This is a genomic window from Stenotrophomonas tumulicola (assembly GCF_014117215.1).
GTDB classification, from domain to species: Bacteria; Pseudomonadota; Gammaproteobacteria; order Xanthomonadales; family Xanthomonadaceae; genus Stenotrophomonas; species Stenotrophomonas tumulicola.
In genome coordinates this window covers 1-18024 of sequence record NZ_JACGXS010000010.1, presented here as the reverse complement: position 1 = coordinate 18024, position 18024 = coordinate 1, and the positions used below count along the sequence as shown (strand labels likewise).

Sequence of the window (18024 nt, the reverse complement as noted above, 5' to 3'; positions counted from 1 at the left end):
GGATGACGCACAACAAGGCGCCGCAGAGGCCCCGCCGGGGTAAACTAGCCGGATGCCTTCCAGTCCTGCGCACGAGCTGCTCCGCCGCGTCTTTGGTTACGACGATTTCCGCGGCCCGCAGCGGGACATCGTCGAGCATGTCGCCGCTGGCCATGACGCCCTTGTCCTGATGCCCACCGGCGGCGGCAAGTCGCTCTGCTACCAGGTGCCGGCATTGCTGCGCGACGGTTGCGGCATCGTCATCTCCCCACTCATCGCCTTGATGCAGGACCAGGTCGAAGCCCTGCGCCAGCTCGGCGTGCGCGCCGAATACCTCAACTCCACCCTGGATGGGGAGACCGCTGCACGGGTGGAACGCGAACTGCTGGCCGGCGAACTGGACATGCTGTATGTCGCACCCGAGCGACTGTTGACCGGCCGCTTCCTGTCGCTGCTCTCGCGCAGCCGGATCGCCCTGTTCGCCATCGACGAGGCCCATTGCGTGTCGCAGTGGGGCCACGACTTCCGGCCTGAATACCGCCAGCTCACCGTCCTCCACGAGCGCTGGCCGGACATCCCCCGGCTGGCCCTGACCGCCACGGCGGATCCGCCGACCCAGCGCGAGATCGCCGAACGCCTGGACCTGGCCCAGGCACGCCATTTCGTCAGTTCCTTCGACCGCCCCAACATCCGCTACACCGTGGTGCAGAAGGACAACGCGCGCCAGCAGCTGACCAGCTTCCTGCGCAGCCACCGCGACGAAGCCGGCATCGTCTACTGCATGTCGCGGCGCAAGGTCGAGGAGACTGCCGATTTCCTGTGCAGCCAGGGTTTCACCGCACTGCCCTACCATGCCGGCCTGCCATCGGAGGTGCGCGCCAACAACCAGCGCCGCTTCCTGCGCGAAGACGGCATCGTGATGTGCGCGACCATCGCCTTCGGCATGGGCATCGACAAGCCCGACGTGCGCTTCGTCGCCCATACCGACCTGCCCAAGTCGATGGAAGGTTATTACCAGGAAACCGGCCGCGCCGGCCGCGACGGCGAGCCGGCCGAAGCCTGGCTCTGCTACGGGCTGGGCGACGTGGTACTGCTGAAACAGATGATCGAACAGTCCGAGGCTGGCGAGGAACGCAAGCAACTGGAGCGCTCCAAGCTCGACCACCTGTTGGGTTACTGCGAATCCATGCAATGCCGTCGCCAAGTGCTGCTGGCCGGATTCGGCGAAACGTATCCGCAGGCCTGCGGCAACTGCGACAACTGCCTGACCCCGCCGGCGGCCTGGGACGCCACCGTTCCGGCGCAGAAGGCATTGAGCTGCGTATACCGCAGCGGCCAGCGCTATGGCGTCGGCCATCTGATCGATATCCTGCGCGGTAGCGAGAACGAGAAGATCCGCCAGGGCGGGCACGAGAAGCTGAGCACCTACGGCATCGGCCGCGACCTGGACAGCCGCACCTGGCGCAGTGTGTTCCGCCAACTGGTGGCCACCAGCGTGCTGGAAGTGGACACTGCCGGCCATGGCGGCCTGCGCCTGACCGACGCCAGTCGGGATGTACTCAAGGGCCAGCGACAGATCAGCATGCGTCGTGACAGCGCGCCCAGCGGCGGGCGCGAGCGCAGCACGCAGCGCTCCGGCAGCGGCCTTTCGGTGCTGCCGCAGGACCTGGCACTGTTCAACGCGCTGCGTGGCCTGCGTGCCGAACTGGCGCGCGAGCAGAACGTACCGGCCTTCGTGATCTTCCACGACAGCACCCTGCGCAACATCGCCGAACAGCGGCCGACTTCGCTGGATGAGCTGGCGCGGGTGGGCGGCATCGGCGGTACCAAGCTCGCCCGTTACGGTCCAAAGCTGATCGACGTGGTGCGCGAAGAAGGGTAAAGCGCGTCCATGGCCCGCTGCTTCTGCGGCGTCGCGCTTGGCGAATGACGGGCGTGGCCCGTCCCATGCCTCGGTGCCAGGCACAGAACGAGGCCATGCCCCCGCCCCGGGGCTGCCCCAAGCTTGAATCGTCCATTCAGCGGCGGCTGCAAGCGAGGCCCGATCCCGCTAAAGTAATACGCATGTCCGTTGCCTCCACCCTGCTGCGCGTGGTGCTGATGCTCAGCCTGTTGCTCAACGGGCTGAACGCCGCCATGGCGGGCGAGCACCTGCAGCGTGCCGTCGCGGCCGAACCGCCCTGCCACGCGCATGCGGACATGGTCGCCGAGGACAGCGGCCGCCAGGCGCAACCACCTGAAGATGATGGGCACTGCCGGATCAAGGAGTGCGTGCGTTCCTGCGCACAACAGCCGGCGCTGGCCATGGCCGGCCAGTTGACGATGCCTGCGGCCTACGCCGGCCACTTCGTGCCCGCGCCGAACGACCTTGGCCGTCCCACGCCCGCACTGCCACGCATCCAACGCCCTCCCATCGCCTGACTCCACCGCGCGCGCCATCGGCGCGCCTCGACGCCGGCCTGCCCAGGCTGGTGCTTTCCTGCGTCTGGAGTCTCTTCCATGAAAGATCCGTTTTCCCGCGGCACGGGCACGCCTGCCCTGCCCTCCCGCCGCCTGTTCGTCCAAGGCCTGGCCGCAGGCGGTGTCGTCGCCGGGCTGGGTGCTGCCGGCGTCAGCCAACGTGCTTTCGCTGCGGCCGGCAGCGGCCTGGCCACCGCGCCGCAGGTGCTGAGCCAATCGCACCTTGATCTGGCGATCGGCGAATCGGCCGCCAACTTCACTGGCCGCACCCGCCCCGCCATCACCGTCAATGGCAGCCTGCCCGCACCCATCCTGCGCTGGCGCGAAGGCCAGACCGTGGATATCCATGTGCGCAACACGCTGGCCCACCACCCGACTTCCATCCACTGGCACGGCATCCTGCTGCCGGCCAACATGGACGGCGTGCCAGGCCTGAGCTTCAACGGCATCGCCCCGGGGGAGGCCTACCACTACCGTTTCACCCTGAAGCAATCCGGTACCTACTGGTACCACAGCCACTCGATGTTCCAGGAACAGGCAGGGCTGTACGGCGCCCTGATCATCGACCCGGCCGAGCCTTCGCCGTATGCGTTCGACCGCGAACACGTGGTGTTGCTGTCGGACTGGACCGACCTGGATCCGGGCGCGCTGTTCCGGCGCATGAAAAAGCTTGCCGAGCATGACAACTACTACAAGCGCACGCTGCCCGATTTCCTCCGCGACGCACGCCGCGATGGCTGGGCTGCCGCGCTTTCCGACCGCGGCATGTGGGGCCGGATGCGGATGACGCCCACCGACATCTCCGACGTCAACGCCCACACCTACACCTACCTGGTCAACGGCACTGCCCCGGCCGGCAACTGGACCGGGCTGTTCCGCAGCGGTGAAAAGGTGCTGCTGCGCTTCATCAACGGTGCATCGATGACCTACTTCGACGTGCGCATTCCGGGCCTGAAGATGACCGTGGTGGCCGCCGACGGGCAGTACATCCATCCGGTCAGCATCGACGAATTCCGCATCGCCCCGGCCGAAACCTTCGACGTGCTGGTGGAGCCCAGCGGCCAGGATGCCTACACCATCTTCTGCCAGGACATGGGCCGCACCGGCTTCGCCGCCGGCACCCTTGCCGTGCGTCCCGGCCTGCAGGCGCCCATCCCCCTGCGCGACCCACGCCCGCTGCTGACGATGGGCGACATGGGCCATGGCATGGCGCATGGCGCGGGCATGTCCAGCCACGCGATGGAACAGGGTGGTGCTGCGGACGGCCATGCCATGCTGATGGACCACGCTGCCCATGCAGGCCATGGCACCACGACGGCCGTCCCGGTGCGCCACTCCGCCAGCGAGCGCGGCAATCCCCTGGTGGACATGCAGAGCAGCGCCACCGATCCGAAGCTGGACGATCCGGGCGTCGGCCTGCGCGACAACGGCCGCCAGGTGCTGACCTACGCCGCGATGCACAGCCTGTTCGAAGACCCCGATGGCCGCGAACCCGGACGCGATGTCGAACTGCACCTCACCGGCAACATGGAGAAATTCGCCTGGTCGTTCGACGGCATCCCCTTTGCCGGTGCCGAGCCGCTGCGGCTGAACTACGGCGAGCGCATGCGCATCGTGCTGGTCAACGACACCATGATGCAGCACCCGATCCACCTGCATGGCGTATGGAGCGACGTGGAGGACGCGCAGGGCCGTTTCCATCTGCGCAAGCACACCGTGGACATGCCACCAGGTACCCGCCGCAGCTACCGCGTGCGCGCCGATGCACTGGGGCGCTGGGCCTTCCATTGCCACCTGCTGTATCACATGGAAGCGGGAATGATGCGCGAAGTGAGGATCGAAGAATGAGCCCGAAATCCTTCCCGGCACGGACCGTGCTGGCACTTGCCACCCTGTTGGCGTTGCCGGCGATGGCCCAGTCGCATGACGATCATGCCGCGCACCAGGCCGCGCCTGTGGACCACTCGAAGATGGACCATTCCACGATGGAGCATCCGAAGATGGATCATTCCCGCATGGACCCTTCCCTGCACGCCCCGACGCAGTCCCCCCGCGAGCCGATTCCAGCGCTCACCGACGCCGACCGTGCCGCCGCGTTTCCGCCCATCGACCACGGCGCGATGCAGCACGCGCCGGCGATCAACAGCCTGTTGCGGGTGAACCGCCTGGAGCAGTGGGACGGCGGCCATGGCAATGGCCAGGCCTGGGAAGCCAGCGGCTGGATCGGTGGCGACATCAACCGGCTGTGGCTGCGCAGCGAGGGCGAGCGCCGCGATGGCCGCACCGTTTCATCCGACCTGGAGTTGTTCCATGGCCGCAGCATCTCGCCTTGGTGGGACCTGCTGGTCGGCGTGAAGCAGGATTTCCGCCCGGCCGATTCGCGTACCTGGGCCGCACTGGGCATCCAGGGGATGGCGCCCTACAAGTTTGAAACATCCGCCACGCTGTATGCAGGATCCGGTGGCCAACTGATGGCCAAGGCCGAAGTGGAGTACGAGGTGCTGCTGACCAACCGGCTGATCCTGCAGCCGATGCTGGAAGCTACGCTGGCCACTCGCGACGAGCCCGGGCACGGCATCGGCCGCGGCCTCAACAAGGTCGAAACAGGGCTGCGCCTGCGTTATGAGTTCAGCCGCCGCTTTGCACCGTATATCGGCATCGCCCATGAACGCCTGTTCGGCGACACTGCCGATTACAGCCGCCTGGACGGGGACCACGCGCGCGACACGCGCTGGGTCGCCGGCGTCAGGATGTGGTTCTAGGCCTTCCATTACCCCGAAGTCCGCGCGCCTTGGTAGATACCGTCGCGCGCTGACCTGCGCAAGAGCGGTTCGACAGGCGATGCACACCTCGCGTAGCGCCGGGCCATGCCCGGCGAGCATGCCTGCATCCGGACCATCGACTCAGAAGTCGAACAGCTCCGACAGGAAGCTTTCCTTCTTTTTCTTCCTGTAATCCTGGCGCTGGCCCAGGTGGCGCGTATCGCGATGCTGTACCGCGACCGGTGGCGGCACTGCCGGTGGCGGCACGGCGGGCGCGGACGCCGAACGTTCGATGATCTTGTCCAGCTCGCCGCGGTCCAGCCACACGCCGCGGCACTGTGGACAGAAATCGATCTCGATGCCCTGGCGCTCGGACATGCCCAGCGCCTGGGTCTTGCATACGGGACACAGCATCGCTGGCGCTCCTGGACGAAGAAGAACCCACACTGTAACTGCGTGGTAATGACTGACCGGCAACAGGCATGACAATCGGCACAGGGACCTCCGGCGCATGGCGCCAGCTTGCAACGCGGCGATAGTGCGCCATCGCCCCCGCATGGACGCCCCGATGATCCGCCTGTCCCGCCTGCCTGCCATGCCCGCCTCCGTTGTACTGGTGCTGGCCGTGGCACTCGGCCTGTCCGTACGCGATATCGCCCACGACATCGGCATGCCCATCCCGGCCCTGCCGATGCCCTTCGGCGGAAGCCTGCTGGACAACCTTTTTGCCGTGCTGGTGGCATTGCTGGTCGCCCGCCTGCTGCTGGCGCCTGGACACTCGCTGCGGCGAAGCCTCGGCCTGCAGTGCAACGGCGTGCGTGCGCCACTGCTGGTAGTGCTGGCCACCGTGCCCTGTTGGTTGGGACTGTGGTGGCTGGGTGGCATCAACAACGACATCGATGCGCTGTCGCTGCTGATGCTTGCACTGCTGTTTCCGCTGGCAGAGGAGATCCTGTTCCGCGGACTCGGTTTCGTGTTCGCCCATCGCGTGCTGGGCTGGCCGTGGTGGCTCGCCGCCGCGGTGCAGGCCGTATTGTTCGGCGCGGTGCATTGGCTCGGTTCCGGCGGGCTGGAAGGCGGTGTCTTGGCCACGCTGGTGTTTGCGGTCACCGCACTTGGCGGTTTCGTGTTCGCCTGGCTGAACCGCCTGGACGGCTACACGCTGTGGAGCGGACTGGCGCTGCACGTATCGCTGAACCTGGCCTGGAATGTCATCAGCGTGCCCGATGCCATCGCGTTGAACTGGCAGGGGATCGGCCTGCGCCTGGGCGCCGCGGCGCTTGCCCTGGTGCTGGTGTGGCGCGCGGGCAGCTCGCGCCGTCGCCGCCTGGCGCCGGTGTAACGGCAACTTCTCGATTCCTGCACACGGAACTCACCCCGGCACGAAGCATACTTGCGCGCCGCTGGGGCACCCAAAGCGCCAGCGGGTGTCGTTCCATCCGTGTCCGGAGCCATTGCGTCATGTTGTTGTCCAAGCAGAATGTCCAGCCGCGCGTGCTGCTGGTGGAAGATTCCGAAGAAACCCTGGAACTGAGCCGCCTCACCCTGGAAAGCCAGGCCTGCGAGGTGGTCGGCGTGAGCTCCGCAGAGGCTGCACTGGGCCTGCTCAATGCGGGCGAGCGGTTCGACCTGGTGTTCACCGATGTCTGCCTGGGTGGAATCAGCGGCATCGAAATAGCCAACCGCGTGCGTGCGGCCTTTGCACGCCTGCCGATCCTGGTCACCTCCGGCATGAGCCAGCACGACGTGCTGCCGCAGCTGCACCACGGCATCCATTTCCTGCCCAAGCCATACAGCATGAGCGAACTGCTGGATGCCGTCCGGCATTGCTTCGTCCATGCCAGCAGCGACCATCCACAAGGTGCCCCGCAGGCCGCCTGACGCGGCACCTCGGCGCCGGTGGTAGATTCAGCACTCCTTCCGCCACCGGACGCGCAGCACATGAACCGACTGACCGCCAAGGATTTCCATCCCGAGCTGCTGAAGCTTTATGACGGCTACGTGCATGGGCGCCTGAGCCGGCGCGATTTCCTCGACCGCGCCGCCGCCTTTGCAGTGGCAGGCGTGGCCGCCACGACCTTGCTGGCCTCGCTCAGCCCGGACTATGCGCTGGCCCAGCAGGTGCAGTTCACCGATCCGGATATTGTCGCCGAATACATCACCTACCCTTCGCCCAACGGCCATGGCCAGGTGCGTGGCTATCTGGTGAAACCCGCCACGGCCAGCGGCAAGCTGCCGACCATCGTCGTGGTGCACGAAAACCGCGGCCTCAATCCATATATCGAAGATGTCGCGCGACGCGTGGCCAAGGCCGGGTTCATCGCGCTGGCACCGGATGGCCTGAGCTCCGTGGGCGGATATCCAGGCAACGACGTGCGCGGTCGCGAACTGCAGGCACAGGTGGATCCGGAGAAACTGATGAACGACTTCTTCGCCGCCATCGAGTACCTGCGCGCCTCGGACCTGGGCACCGGCAAGGTCGGCATCACCGGTTTCTGCTATGGCGGCGGGGTATCCAACGCCGCGGCGGTGGCCTATCCGGAACTGGACGCTGCGGTGCCGTTCTACGGCCGCCAGGCCAAGCCGGAAGATGTGCCGAAGATCAAGGCACCGCTGCTGCTGCACTTTGCCGAGAAGGACGACAACGTCAACGCTACCTGGCCAGCCTATGAGGCAGCGCTGAAGTCAGCGGGCACCACGTATCAGGCGCACGTCTATCCAGGCACCTTCCACGGATTCCATAACGATTCGACACCCCGTTACGACGAAGCAGCAGCAAAACTGGCGTGGGAGCGGACGCTGGCCTGGTTCACGCGATATCTGGCGTGACCGTGCCAGCCGGGCAAGGCCCGGCCTGCGGCACAGGAAGTCAGAGCCGGATGCTGTGGCGCGCGCCCAGCGTCCCCATGGTGAAGGTATAGCCCTCATCCATCAGGAACTGGCGCATGCGCATTTCAGCGGTCTGTGGCGCGCTGAGGCTGCTGGGGCCGTACAAGGCGTACACGACCGTCCCGCTTTCCACGTCCTCCCGGCGTACCGAGATGCCCGGCACGGCCGCTGCCGCCGCCCAGCCCGCGCGCAGCTTGGACGGTGCGATCGACTGCCCGTTACGCAACCTGAAGCTCAACCATCGGATTTCCGAAGTGTCCTGCCGTTCGTGCTTCGCCATCTGCGTGCTGTCCTCCGTTCGTACCTCGACCATACGCGCCTGCCATGTCAGCTCGTAGTGAGACAGCTCCCACGGAACTGACACGCGCGGCATTCCGATGGGTGGCATCCGCTGCGCGTCGCTTTCCTGTGAGTGACGGCCGCGTCGCAGCATCAATGGGCCCCCGGCAGCGCATCCTGCGCTTCCGCTGCCAGCACCTGGCTGGCCATCAGCAGACCGTCTACCATCTGCTCGGCTACGTCCCACGGCACACCGCCATCGCGCTGTTCCTGGCGCACGTTGCGCATTGCACCCAATACCGCGGCCAGCCAGACCAAGCTGCCGGTGGCATGCGCACCACCGGAGCCGGCGGGGGCTGCCACCTGCTCCGGTTTGCCTTTGCGCGCGGACGACAGGTGCACCACCCGGCTTGTCGCAGGCAGTGGCGTGCCGTTTTCTTCCAGCATGCGCTCCAGCTTTTCGGTGAAGCCGGGCGGAAGGTCGTGCATGGCATCGCCCAGCAGGGCGTGCAGGCGGGGGCCACTCAGGAAATGGTCGGGCATCGTTCATCCTCTCAGGCATGAAGCCACCGGCGGAATGCGAGGTGGCGGGCGATGCGGGTTGGAGTACCGGTCCATTTGCTGGATCTGAATAACCGGCGGATCAGGGAATCCCCACGCATCGCCCGCCGCAGAAGCCGGCAAGACGATGCATTCTCCGCCGGGCCCGGAGCGGGCAACAACAGAGAAATCCAGCAAATGGAATCGGGACTCCAATCCCGGCTGAAAACAGGGTTTCAGCCACTCCATGCTGCGCATTGCGCGCGGTGCCGTACATCAGGAAATGTGTATTCTGCGACGGCGCGGCCAGGCTGCCCTGCAGACAACAAAAAAGCGCCCAAGGGCGCTTGATGGTGTTGCCTGCAATGGTGGGCCGTGATGGATTCGAACCATCGACCAAAAGATTAAAAGTCTTCTGCTCTACCAACTGAGCTAACGGCCCATTGCTGCCCCGGCGCTGCACCGGAGGGCGTGCATTCTACCCTGTTTTGCAGGCGGGGTGAACCGGGTGTGGCGTGTCGGGAAGTGACGGCCGGCGACCATCGCCTCCCCGGGCAAACGGTCAGGCGTAATGCGTCGGGTCGGCCACCCCGGCGTCGGCAAAGCCCTGCGCGCGCAGGCGGCAGGCATCGCAGTGGCCGCATGCAGCGCCTTCGGCATTGGCGTTGTAGCACGACACCGTGAGGCCGAAATCCACCCCCAGGCGCACGCCTTCGCTGACGATCTGTCCCTTGCTGAGGAACTGCAACGGCGCGTGCACGCTGATGCCTGCCCCTTCCACGCCGGCCTTGGTGGCCAAGTTCGCCAGCGCCTGGAACGCGGCGATGAACTCCGGCCGGCAATCCGGATAGCCGGAATAATCCACCGCGTTGACACCGCAGAAGATGTCGTTGGCGCCGATCACTTCGGCCCAGCCCAGCGCAAGCGACAGCATGATGGTGTTGCGCGCCGGCACGTAGGTGACCGGAATGCCCTCGCCGCCCGCATCAGGTACGTCGATGTCATCGGTGAGCGCCGAACCGCCGATGCTGCGCAGGTCCACGTCCACGGTCTTGTGCGCGACCACGCCCTGCGCCCTGGCCACGCGCGCGGCGGCATCCAGTTCCGAGGTGTGTCGCTGGCCATAGCGCACGCTCAAGGCATGCACGGCGAAACCCTGTTCCTGGGCGAGGGCGATGACGGCGGCCGAATCCATGCCGCCGGAGAGAAGCACGACTGCCTTCTTCATGGGTAGAACTTCCGGTTTTGGGGAGAAGAGCCAGCACGCTGTCCCGCGCCGGGATGGAACAATCCAGGGATGGGTTCCCGGACGTAGCGAGCGGTACGTTTGCTTCAGCGGCCCGGTTCGTCGTTCCACAGAAGCTTGTGCAACTGCATCTGGAAGCGCACGGGAAGCCGGTCGGCAACGATCCAGTCCGCCAGCTCACGGGCGGTGATCTCCCCCTTGCTGGGCGAGAACAGCACCATCGTGCGTTCGGCCAGGCCATGCTCGGCCACCATGCCTTTGGCCCAGTCGTAATCTTCGCGGCTGCAGATCACGAACTTGACCTGGTCGCGAGCGGTCAGCAACGGCAGGTTCTCCAGCCGGTTGCGGGCCATCTCGGCGGAGCCGGGTGTCTTCAGGTCGACCACCCGCGATACGCGCTGGTCCACGCCTGAAACGTCGAGTGCACCGGAGGTTTCCAACGAGACGTCCAGGCCCGCGTCGCACAGTTTCTGCAGCAGGATCAGGCAGCGCTTCTGTGCCAACGGCTCGCCACCCGTCACGCAGACATGGCGCACGCCCTGGGCCAGCACCTCGGCGACGATCGCATCGATGTCCCACCAGGTACCGCCATGGAAAGCGTAGGCGGTATCGCAGTACTGGCAGCGCAGCGGGCAACCGGTGAGGCGGACGAACACCGTCGGCCAGCCGGCGGTATCCGCCTCGCCCTGCAGCGAAGTGAATATCTCGGTGATCTTCAGCCGCGGCAGGGCCGACTGGACGATCTCACTGGGAGTGGCGGCGGCGTTGGCGGGGGTAATGGTCATGCGGCATTCTTGGGGGTCTGAAACGAGAGCAGCCGGGCATGGCCCGGCTCTACAGAAAAGCATCCATCGAGAAAGGTCAGCGGATCTGGCGACCCAACTGGATCGACTGCAACCGGTCCTGCGCGGTACGCGCGGCATCCGATCCGGGATACTGCGTCACCACCGACTCCAGGGTCTGCTGGGCCTGGTCCACCTGGCCTTCGCCGAACTGCGACAGGCCAACCTTGAGCAGGCCACCAGCGGCCTTGTCGTGGGTAGGATAGCGGGAGATCAGCTCACGGAACCGGCTCTCGGCCATCGGGAAATTACGCGTGGCATAGTAACTCTCGCCCAGCCAGTACAGCGCATTCGGGGCGTAGACACCATTCGGATACAGTTCCAGGAAGCTCAGGAACAGCTGCGCCGAATCATCGTACTTGCCGGCCTTCAGTGCATCGAACGCAACGTTGTAGGTGGTGCGTTCATCGCCACTGGCGGCCAGGCTGCCTGCATCGCCATGGACCGATGGCGGCCGCTCGGAAGTGGCCGCTGCAGGAGGCTGGACAGCCGGAACCGGAGGCAGCGGCGCATTGCTGCCGGGTGCCGTCGGGATCATCGGTGCCGCACCACCTTCGAGGCGGTTCAGGCGTTCGTCCAGGTCCAGGAATGCGTCCTGGTTGCCCTGTTTGAGCTGGGCGTTGTCATGCTGCAGCTGTTCGATCGTGCCCTGCATCTGCCGGACCTGCTGGCTGAGCTGGTTGATCTGGTTCAACAGGTCCTGGTTGGCACTGTTGTTGTACAGCTGCTGCTCGACTGCGCCGACGCGGTCGGCAAGGCTCTGCCGCTGTGCGTGCGCCGGAGCGGCAGCCACGAGGGCTGCCGCTACGACCAGCATCGCTTTGATGCCAATGCGCATGGATTACTGCGCGGTGTAGACGATTTCGACGCGACGGTTCTGCGACCAGCAGGACTCGGCCGACTCGGTGCACACCGGACGCTCTTCACCGTAGGACACCACGGTCAGCTGCGAAGCCGAACCGCCGTTGGCGGCCAGGGCCGAGTTCACGCCATTGCCACGACGCTCGCCCAGTGCCTGGTTGTACGCACGGCTGCCGCGCTCGTCGGTGTGGCCCTGCAGGGTGATGCGCGAGGACGGACGGTCACGCAGGTACTTGGCATGGCACGCCATGATGGCCTGGAACTCCGGCTTGACCGCATCCTGGTCCAGGTCGAAGTAGACAACGCGCTGGCGCAGGCAAGCGTCGGTGTCCAGGTCACCCGGGCCGTACAGGCCGGAGGTGGTCGGCGGTGCCGGCTGGGTCGTCGAAGGAGTTTCGACCGGCGCTGCCGGCTCTTCCTTCACCTTCTTCGAGCAACCGGCCAGGACGGCCACGGACAACAGGGAAACAAGCAGAACTTGGGTGGTCTTGTTCATGGCGATACCTTTGAGGCTCCTAACCGGTGAGTGGGTGAAAACTATGAAAATATTAACACTCTTTTAGCGCTTGGTACGGTATGGCGACCACGCCGGCTCACGGACATCGCCATCGGCCAACACCAGGCGCTGGCGCACCCGTGCATCGGCCGAAACCGCATACAGCACACCACGTCCACCCTCGCGGGCGGCATACAACACCATGCTGGCATTGGGCGCGAAACTGGGCGACTCGTCCAGCGAGCCGGTGGACAGGGTGCTCCAGCGCGGCGAACCGAGCGAGCTGTCCATCATCGCGACCTTGTAGCTGTTGCCCGAGCCCTGCGCCATCACGATCTTCTTGCCATCGTAGGACACCGACGGCTTTGCATTGTAGTTGCCCTGGAAGGTCACCCGCTCGGCGCTGCCGCCGTTGGCGGAGACCTTGTAGACCTGCGGACGACCACCACGGTCGGAGGTGAAGTACACCGCACTGCCATCCGGCGCCCAGGTCGGCTCGGTATCGATGGCCAGGTGGTTGGTCAGCTGGGTCAGCTGCTTGCTGCCCAGGTCCATTGCATAGACTTCCGGGTTGCCCGAACGCGACAGGCTGAGCGCCAGCTTGCTGCCGTCCGGCGAGAACGATGGCGCGCTGTTGATGCCGCGGAAACTGGTGACCAGCTCACGCGCGCCGGTGGAGATGTTCTGGATGTAGATCGCCGAATTGCCGCGCTCGAAACTCACATAGGCCAGCTTGCCGCCATCCGGGCTCCACGACGGCGACAGCAGCGGTTCGGCCGAACGCACGATGGTCTGCGGGTTGTAGCCATCCGAATCGGCCACCATCAGCGCATAGCGCATCGCATCGCCACGGCCACTGGCCGTGACATAGGCGATGCGGGTCCAGAACGCACCGCGTACGCCGGTGATCTTTTCATAGATGGCATCGGCCATCTGGTGGGCGACATCGCGCATGGCGTTGCCGCGCGCGGTCATCGCCAGCCCGAGCAGGCGCTCGCCCTTGGGCACGTCGAACAGTTCGTACTCCACGCGGTAGGCGCCGGCACCGGCGTCCAGCACGCGACCGATCACGATGTAGTTCTGCTTCAGCGCGCGCCAGGTGGGGAACTGGATGTCGCCGCCGCGGGTCGGCTTCTCGACGATCTGTGCTTCGGGCAGCGTACGGAACTGGCCGGAACGGTCCAGGTCGGCGCGGATGACGGCAGCGACGTCGGTCTGCGGCGCGCCAGCCGACCCCTCGTAAGGCATCGGCACGACGGTGATCGGCGTGGCAGAGGCACTGCCGCCGACAATGTCGATCTCAAGGCCCTTCTGCTGCGCAAGCGCGGCAAAGGGAAGCAACAGGGCCGCGAACGCGACCAGCCAGCGGGGCATCTTTTTCATGGAATGCTCAGTCGAAGAACCATTACGAGGGATAGCAGGACGGGGGTGAATGGTTTCGCAATCATGAACCAAGCCCATGTGAAAGCAAGGTCGGCACGGCCAGTCCAGGCCGTGCCGGCCAGCGACCGGCACCCACCCCGGGGTCCCGGTCAATCCGGGCGGAAGTTGAGGATCAGCTCGCGGTTGAACACCTGCTCGAACCCGGCATACGGCAAGGGCTGGGCATTGAGCACGGCGGCCTCGATCGAACGCTTGCCTGCCTCGTCATAGGGACAGCTGGCACCGACCTTGGCCGACAGCACCCGGCCACCGCGCAGCTGGGTAATGGTGATCTGGCAGCGCTGGCCGGACGGGATGTTCTCCGGCCGGATCCACGCGTCCTGCACCTTGGCCTGGATGGCGGCAGCATACTTGGCCGTCAGGTCGTCGCTGGTTCCGCCCGCACCGCCGGCCGGCTGTGCGGCAGCACTGGCACTGGCCGCCGCATTACGTGCCGCCGCCACCTGGCGCAGGCGCTGCTCGGCCAGCGTCGCCTCCTTCTCGGCCTGTGCGCGGCGTGCACGCAGCTCGGCGATCTTCTTCTGCTTGTCCTGTTCGGCCTTGTCTTCGCTGGCCTTGCGCTCGTCCTCGGCCACCTTCTTCTGGCGGTCGGCTTCCTGCTGCCTGGCCAGGCGTGCCTTCTGCTCGGCTTCTTCCTGGCGTTTGCGTTCGGTGAGGTCGACCTGCTCCTGGCGACGCTTGGCTTCCTGCTCCTGCCTGGCTTTCTCCTGCGAGACGGCCAAGGCGCTGACCGCATCCTGGTCCACCTTGTCCGGCTGGGCGATGCGCTCCTGCGCCTGCGACTGCTGCGGCGTCGGTGCATCCATCGGACGCGGCTCGGGCAACGGCTGCGGTGGCGGCACGGTGTCCTCGGGTTCGGGTTCGGGTTCGGGTTCGGCGATGGGCTCGGGAATCGGTTCGGGCAGCGTTTCCAGCCGTTCGGACTGACGCAGGGCCTGGCGCGCGGCAGAGGCTTCGGCACTGGACAGTGCCATGTCGGCCTGCACCGCAGGATCGCCAGCGGCGGCCTCGGTATTGCGCTGCGGGGACCACAGCCAGGCCACGATGAAGATCAGTGCAACCAGCAGGTGGACCAGCGCCGCCAGGCCAACCGGCCAGCCCCAGCCCTGCTCTTCGTCGCGCGGTGGTGGCAAGGCGTCACTGTGCATCGGTGGCCAGGCCAACCTTTTCCACGTTCGCACGCTTCAGCACGTCCATCGCGGCCACCACCTTCTCGTAGGCGACGGCACGGTCGGCGGCAACGATCACGCGCACCCCCTTGTCCTGGGCGACGATGCCACCCAGGCGGGCCTGCATTTCCTCCGCGCTCATCGCGTTGGGTGTCTTGTCGTCGGGCAGCTTCAGGCTCAGCTGGCCGTCCTGGCGCACCGAGACCACGATCGGGTCCTGCTTGCTTTCCAGCGCCCTGGCGTTGGAACGCGGCAGGTCGACTTCAAAACTCAGCGTGAGCAGCGGCGCGGTGACCATGAAGATGATCAGCAGCACCAGCATGACGTCGATGTACGGCACGACGTTGATTTCTGATTTCAGCTTGCGACGCTTGCGGCGACCGATGGCACTCATGGCGGATTCCTCGCGTGGGCTCAGTCGTCTACGCCGGTCTGGCGCTGCAGGATGGAGCTGAACTCATCGGCGAAGGTTTCAAAACGCACCGCCATGCGCTCCACGCGCGTGGTGAAGCGGTTGTAGGCCCACACCGCCGGGATCGCCACGAACAGGCCGATGGCGGTAGCGAACAGGGCTTCGGAAATACCTGGCGCGACCGAAGCGATACCGGCCTGCTCACCGCTGTTGATCATGTCGTGCATGGTCACCATGATGCCGAACACGGTGCCGACCAGGCCCACGTACGGGGCGGTGGAACCGATGTTGGCCAGCAGTTCCAGGTTGCGCTCCAGGCGGTCCACTTCACGGGTATAGCTGGTGCGCATGGCACGCTGGGCGCCTTCCAGCAACGCACGGCCATCCAGGCCGCGGCGGTCGCGCAGGCGGTTGTACTCGCGGAAGCCGGCTTCGAAGATCGACTCCAGCCCCGCCACGCTGCGGTTGCGGTCGGTGGCTGCGGAATACAGCTTGCCCAGGTCCGCGCCGGACCAGAAGCGGTTCTCGAACTCATCGGCTTCGTGGGTGGCCTGCGAGAACACGCGTGCCTTGCGGAAGATGATGACCCAGCTGATGAACGAGCCGGCCAGCAGCAGCAGCACGATGATGATCACCGGGATGCTGGCCTTGCTCATCAGTTCCCAGTAGTTGATGCCGCTGCGGGTCGCCTGTGCGGCGGTCTCGGTGGCGGCACTGGTCACGTCCTGCGGCAGCGCCTCGACCACCGTGGCCTGCAGGGCCAGAAGCATTGCGATCATCGTTGTTCCTCAGTCTGCCAATCAGTGTTGTTCGGAATGTTCGGGTTGTTCATGGGACTTGAGCACGGACAGCAGGGCATCGTCCATGCCGCGCGGGCGGAAGTTCCCCGCATCCAGCGCGGCGATCCTGACCTGTGCGCCCAACAGCACCTGGCCATCGCGCACCACCTGCTGGGCAAAGACCATGCTGGCGCGCTTGCACTGCACCAGCGTGGCGGTGACCTCCAGCGCATCATCCAGGCGCGCCGGCTTGATGAAGTCCATCTGCATGGCACGGACCGCGAACACCATCCCGTGTTCACTGCGCATGCGCTCCTGGCCGAAGCCCAGCGCGCGCATCCATTCGGTACGGGCCCGCTCCATGAAGGCCACGTAACGGGCGTGGTAGACCACGCCACCTGCGTCGGTATCTTCCCAGTAGATGCGTGTCGGCCAACTGAACCGGGGCTCACTCATTGTCGGATTGCTCGGCAAAAAGGTCTACCGGGGCGGCCTTCGGCTTGAGCCCAAGATGGCGATACGCCCGATGCGTGGCCATCCGGCCACGCGCGGTGCGCACCAGGAAGCCCTGCTGGATCAGGTAGGGCTCGACCACGTCTTCCAGCGTGCCGCGCTCTTCGGACAGCGCTGCGGCCATCGATTCGACGCCGACCGGCCCGCCCTCGAAATAGTCCACCAGCGTGCGCAGGAAGCGCCGGTCGAGCTCGTCGAAGCCTTCCGGATCTACTTTCAGCATCACCATCGCCGCCTGTGCCACCTCCAGGTCGATGTGGCCATTGGCCTTCACCTGGGCGTAATCGCGCACGCGCCGCAGCAGGCGGTTGGCGATACGCGGGGTGCCACGCGAACGACGCGCGATCTCCCCTGCCCCCTCCGCGGTGCAATCGATGCCCAGTATCTTCGCCGAGCGGCGCACGATGCGCGTCAGTTCTTCGACGGTATAGAACTCCAGCCGCTGGACGATGCCAAAGCGGTCGCGCAGCGGCGCGGTGAGCAGGCCGGCGCGGGTGGTCGCGCCGATCAGGGTGAACGGTGGCAGGTCGAGCTTGATCGAACGGGCGGCCGGGCCTTCCCCGATCATGATGTCGATCTGGAAATCTTCCATCGCCGGGTACAGCACTTCCTCGATCACCGGCGACAGACGATGGATCTCATCGATGAACAGCACATCGTGCGGCTGCAGGTTGGTCAGCAGCGCGGCGAGGTCGCCGGCCTTCTCGATCACCGGGCCGGAGGTCACCCGCAGGGCCACGCCCAGTTCATTGGCGATGACGTGGCTCAAGGTGGTCTTGCCCAGCCCGGGAGGGCCGAAGATCAGGACATGGTCCAGCGCGTCGCCGCGGGCCTTGGCGGCCTGGATGTAGATATCCATCTGCTCGCGCACCGGCGCCTGGCCGAGGTAATCGGCCATGCGTCTGGGGCGGATACTGGCGTCGACGGCGTCATCCTCGCGGGTGGCGTCGGCGCCGATGATACGGTCGTCGGTCATGCTGCTGATTATGCGGCAAATCGATCGCATGCCGTGCGATTTGCCGGTGAACGAACGGGTGAGACCCCCTCGCGGCTGGTGGCAAGAGCTGCGTCTGAGAGGTGGCCGGTAGCCGCCAGCCTGGTAGAGCGGGGCCATGCCCCGCTGCCATTCGCGTGATGCCGGAAACAAGAGCAGCGGGGCATGGCCCCGCTCTACCCATCACCCATCACCCCGTTCCGCCGGGCATGGCCCGGCGCTACCCGACGCCGCATGGACCGGTCGAAGGTGGGGCGGGACGGGTTGGCGCGAAACAAAGAAAAATCGGTAGAGCGGGGCCATGCCCCGCTGCCGTTGGCGCGATGCCGGAAACAAGAGCAGCGGGGCATGGCCCCGCGC

20 protein-coding genes and 1 tRNA gene are annotated in these 18024 nt (G+C 65.9%); 7 read left to right on the top strand and 14 right to left on the bottom strand.

The features are described from left to right. Positions 1-52 precede the first annotated feature (52 nt). The 4 genes from recQ to H4O11_RS15690 all read left to right on the top strand — a co-directional run bounded on the left by recQ (position 53) and on the right by H4O11_RS15690 (position 5201). Positions 53-1861 (top strand): DNA helicase RecQ, encoded by a 1809-nt coding sequence (recQ, locus tag H4O11_RS15705; RefSeq protein WP_182340508.1) that lies wholly within the window; start codon positions 53-55, stop codon positions 1859-1861. A 182-nt stretch (positions 1862-2043) separates the two neighbouring features. After that, the gene (locus H4O11_RS15700; protein WP_182340506.1) at positions 2044-2400 is read left to right on the top strand and encodes a CopL family metal-binding regulatory protein; all 357 of its coding nucleotides are present in this window, start codon (positions 2044-2046) and stop codon (positions 2398-2400) included. 78 nt (positions 2401-2478) lie between these two features. Continuing rightward, the gene (locus H4O11_RS15695; protein ID WP_246333544.1) at positions 2479-4287 is read left to right on the top strand and encodes a copper resistance system multicopper oxidase; all 1809 of its coding nucleotides are present in this window, start codon (positions 2479-2481) and stop codon (positions 4285-4287) included. Then, the gene (locus H4O11_RS15690) at positions 4284-5201 is read left to right on the top strand and encodes a copper resistance protein B (RefSeq protein ID WP_182340504.1); all 918 of its coding nucleotides are present in this window, start codon (positions 4284-4286) and stop codon (positions 5199-5201) included. The genes H4O11_RS15695 and H4O11_RS15690 overlap by 4 nt, the downstream gene beginning before the upstream one ends. 141 nt (positions 5202-5342) lie before the next feature. On the opposite strand, the gene H4O11_RS15685 is transcribed toward H4O11_RS15690, so the two are convergent. Further along, complete coding sequence (locus H4O11_RS15685) at positions 5343-5615, bottom strand: TFIIB-type zinc ribbon-containing protein (RefSeq protein WP_182340502.1); 273 nt, start codon at positions 5613-5615, stop codon at positions 5343-5345. Positions 5616-5769: 154 nt separating this feature from the next. On the opposite strand from H4O11_RS15685, the gene H4O11_RS15680 reads away from it, so the two are divergent. The 3 genes from H4O11_RS15680 to yghX all read left to right on the top strand — a co-directional run bounded on the left by H4O11_RS15680 (position 5770) and on the right by yghX (position 8030). Beyond that, the gene (locus H4O11_RS15680) at positions 5770-6543 is read left to right on the top strand and encodes a CPBP family glutamic-type intramembrane protease (RefSeq protein ID WP_182340500.1); all 774 of its coding nucleotides are present in this window, start codon (positions 5770-5772) and stop codon (positions 6541-6543) included. Between the two features lie 119 nt (positions 6544-6662). After that, positions 6663-7082, top strand: a complete 420-nt coding sequence (locus tag H4O11_RS15675) for a response regulator (RefSeq protein WP_182340498.1) — start codon at positions 6663-6665, stop codon at positions 7080-7082. A gap of 60 nt (positions 7083-7142) precedes the next feature. Next, positions 7143-8030 (top strand): YghX family hydrolase, encoded by an 888-nt coding sequence (gene yghX, locus H4O11_RS15670; RefSeq protein WP_182340496.1) that lies wholly within the window; start codon positions 7143-7145, stop codon positions 8028-8030. Positions 8031-8070: 40 nt separating this feature from the next. On the opposite strand, the gene H4O11_RS15665 is transcribed toward yghX, so the two are convergent. The 13 genes from H4O11_RS15665 to ruvB form a co-directional block, all read right to left on the bottom strand. Continuing rightward, entirely contained in the window at positions 8071-8370 is a 300-nt protein-coding gene (locus tag H4O11_RS15665; RefSeq protein WP_182340738.1) for a hypothetical protein, read from the bottom strand. Positions 8371-8522: 152 nt separating this feature from the next. Beyond that, positions 8523-8912, bottom strand: coding sequence for a hypothetical protein (locus H4O11_RS15660; protein WP_182340494.1), 390 nt, complete (start codon positions 8910-8912; stop codon positions 8523-8525). A gap of 363 nt (positions 8913-9275) precedes the next feature. Then, a tRNA-Lys gene (locus H4O11_RS15655) sits at positions 9276-9351 on the bottom strand. A 120-nt stretch (positions 9352-9471) separates the two neighbouring features. Continuing rightward, positions 9472-10137, bottom strand: a complete 666-nt coding sequence (gene queC, locus H4O11_RS15650; protein ID WP_182340492.1) for a 7-cyano-7-deazaguanine synthase QueC — start codon at positions 10135-10137, stop codon at positions 9472-9474. 104 nt (positions 10138-10241) lie between these two features. Next, positions 10242-10940 carry a 7-carboxy-7-deazaguanine synthase QueE gene (gene queE, locus H4O11_RS15645; protein ID WP_182340490.1) on the bottom strand — a complete coding sequence of 233 codons (699 nt, stop codon included), beginning with the start codon at positions 10938-10940 and terminating at the stop codon, positions 10242-10244. Between the two features lie 76 nt (positions 10941-11016). Beyond that, positions 11017-11835 carry a tol-pal system protein YbgF gene (ybgF, locus tag H4O11_RS15640; RefSeq protein ID WP_182340488.1) on the bottom strand — a complete coding sequence of 273 codons (819 nt, stop codon included), beginning with the start codon at positions 11833-11835 and terminating at the stop codon, positions 11017-11019. A gap of 3 nt (positions 11836-11838) precedes the next feature. Then, entirely contained in the window at positions 11839-12354 is a 516-nt protein-coding gene (gene pal / locus H4O11_RS15635; RefSeq protein WP_182340486.1) for a peptidoglycan-associated lipoprotein Pal, read from the bottom strand. 63 nt (positions 12355-12417) lie between these two features. Further along, positions 12418-13737: a Tol-Pal system beta propeller repeat protein TolB gene (tolB, locus tag H4O11_RS15630; protein ID WP_182340484.1), complete on the bottom strand. Its 1320-nt coding sequence runs from the start codon at positions 13735-13737 to the stop codon at positions 12418-12420. A gap of 149 nt (positions 13738-13886) precedes the next feature. Further along, a complete protein-coding gene (gene tolA, locus H4O11_RS15625; RefSeq protein ID WP_182340482.1) occupies positions 13887-14945 on the bottom strand; it encodes a cell envelope integrity protein TolA in 1059 nt (352 codons plus the stop codon). After that, positions 14935-15360, bottom strand: a complete 426-nt coding sequence (gene tolR / locus H4O11_RS15620) for a protein TolR (RefSeq protein ID WP_182340480.1) — start codon at positions 15358-15360, stop codon at positions 14935-14937. The genes tolA and tolR overlap by 11 nt, the downstream gene beginning before the upstream one ends. A 20-nt stretch (positions 15361-15380) precedes the next feature. After that, positions 15381-16157 (bottom strand): protein TolQ, encoded by a 777-nt coding sequence (gene tolQ / locus H4O11_RS15615; protein WP_182340478.1) that lies wholly within the window; start codon positions 16155-16157, stop codon positions 15381-15383. Positions 16158-16178: 21 nt separating this feature from the next. Beyond that, positions 16179-16613 carry a tol-pal system-associated acyl-CoA thioesterase gene (gene ybgC / locus H4O11_RS15610; protein WP_182340476.1) on the bottom strand — a complete coding sequence of 145 codons (435 nt, stop codon included), beginning with the start codon at positions 16611-16613 and terminating at the stop codon, positions 16179-16181. Continuing rightward, on the bottom strand, positions 16606-17646 hold the full coding sequence (gene ruvB / locus H4O11_RS15605; protein WP_182340474.1) for a Holliday junction branch migration DNA helicase RuvB: 1041 nt from the start codon (positions 17644-17646) through the stop codon (positions 16606-16608). The genes ybgC and ruvB overlap by 8 nt, the downstream gene beginning before the upstream one ends. Positions 17647-18024: the final 378 nt, after the last annotated feature.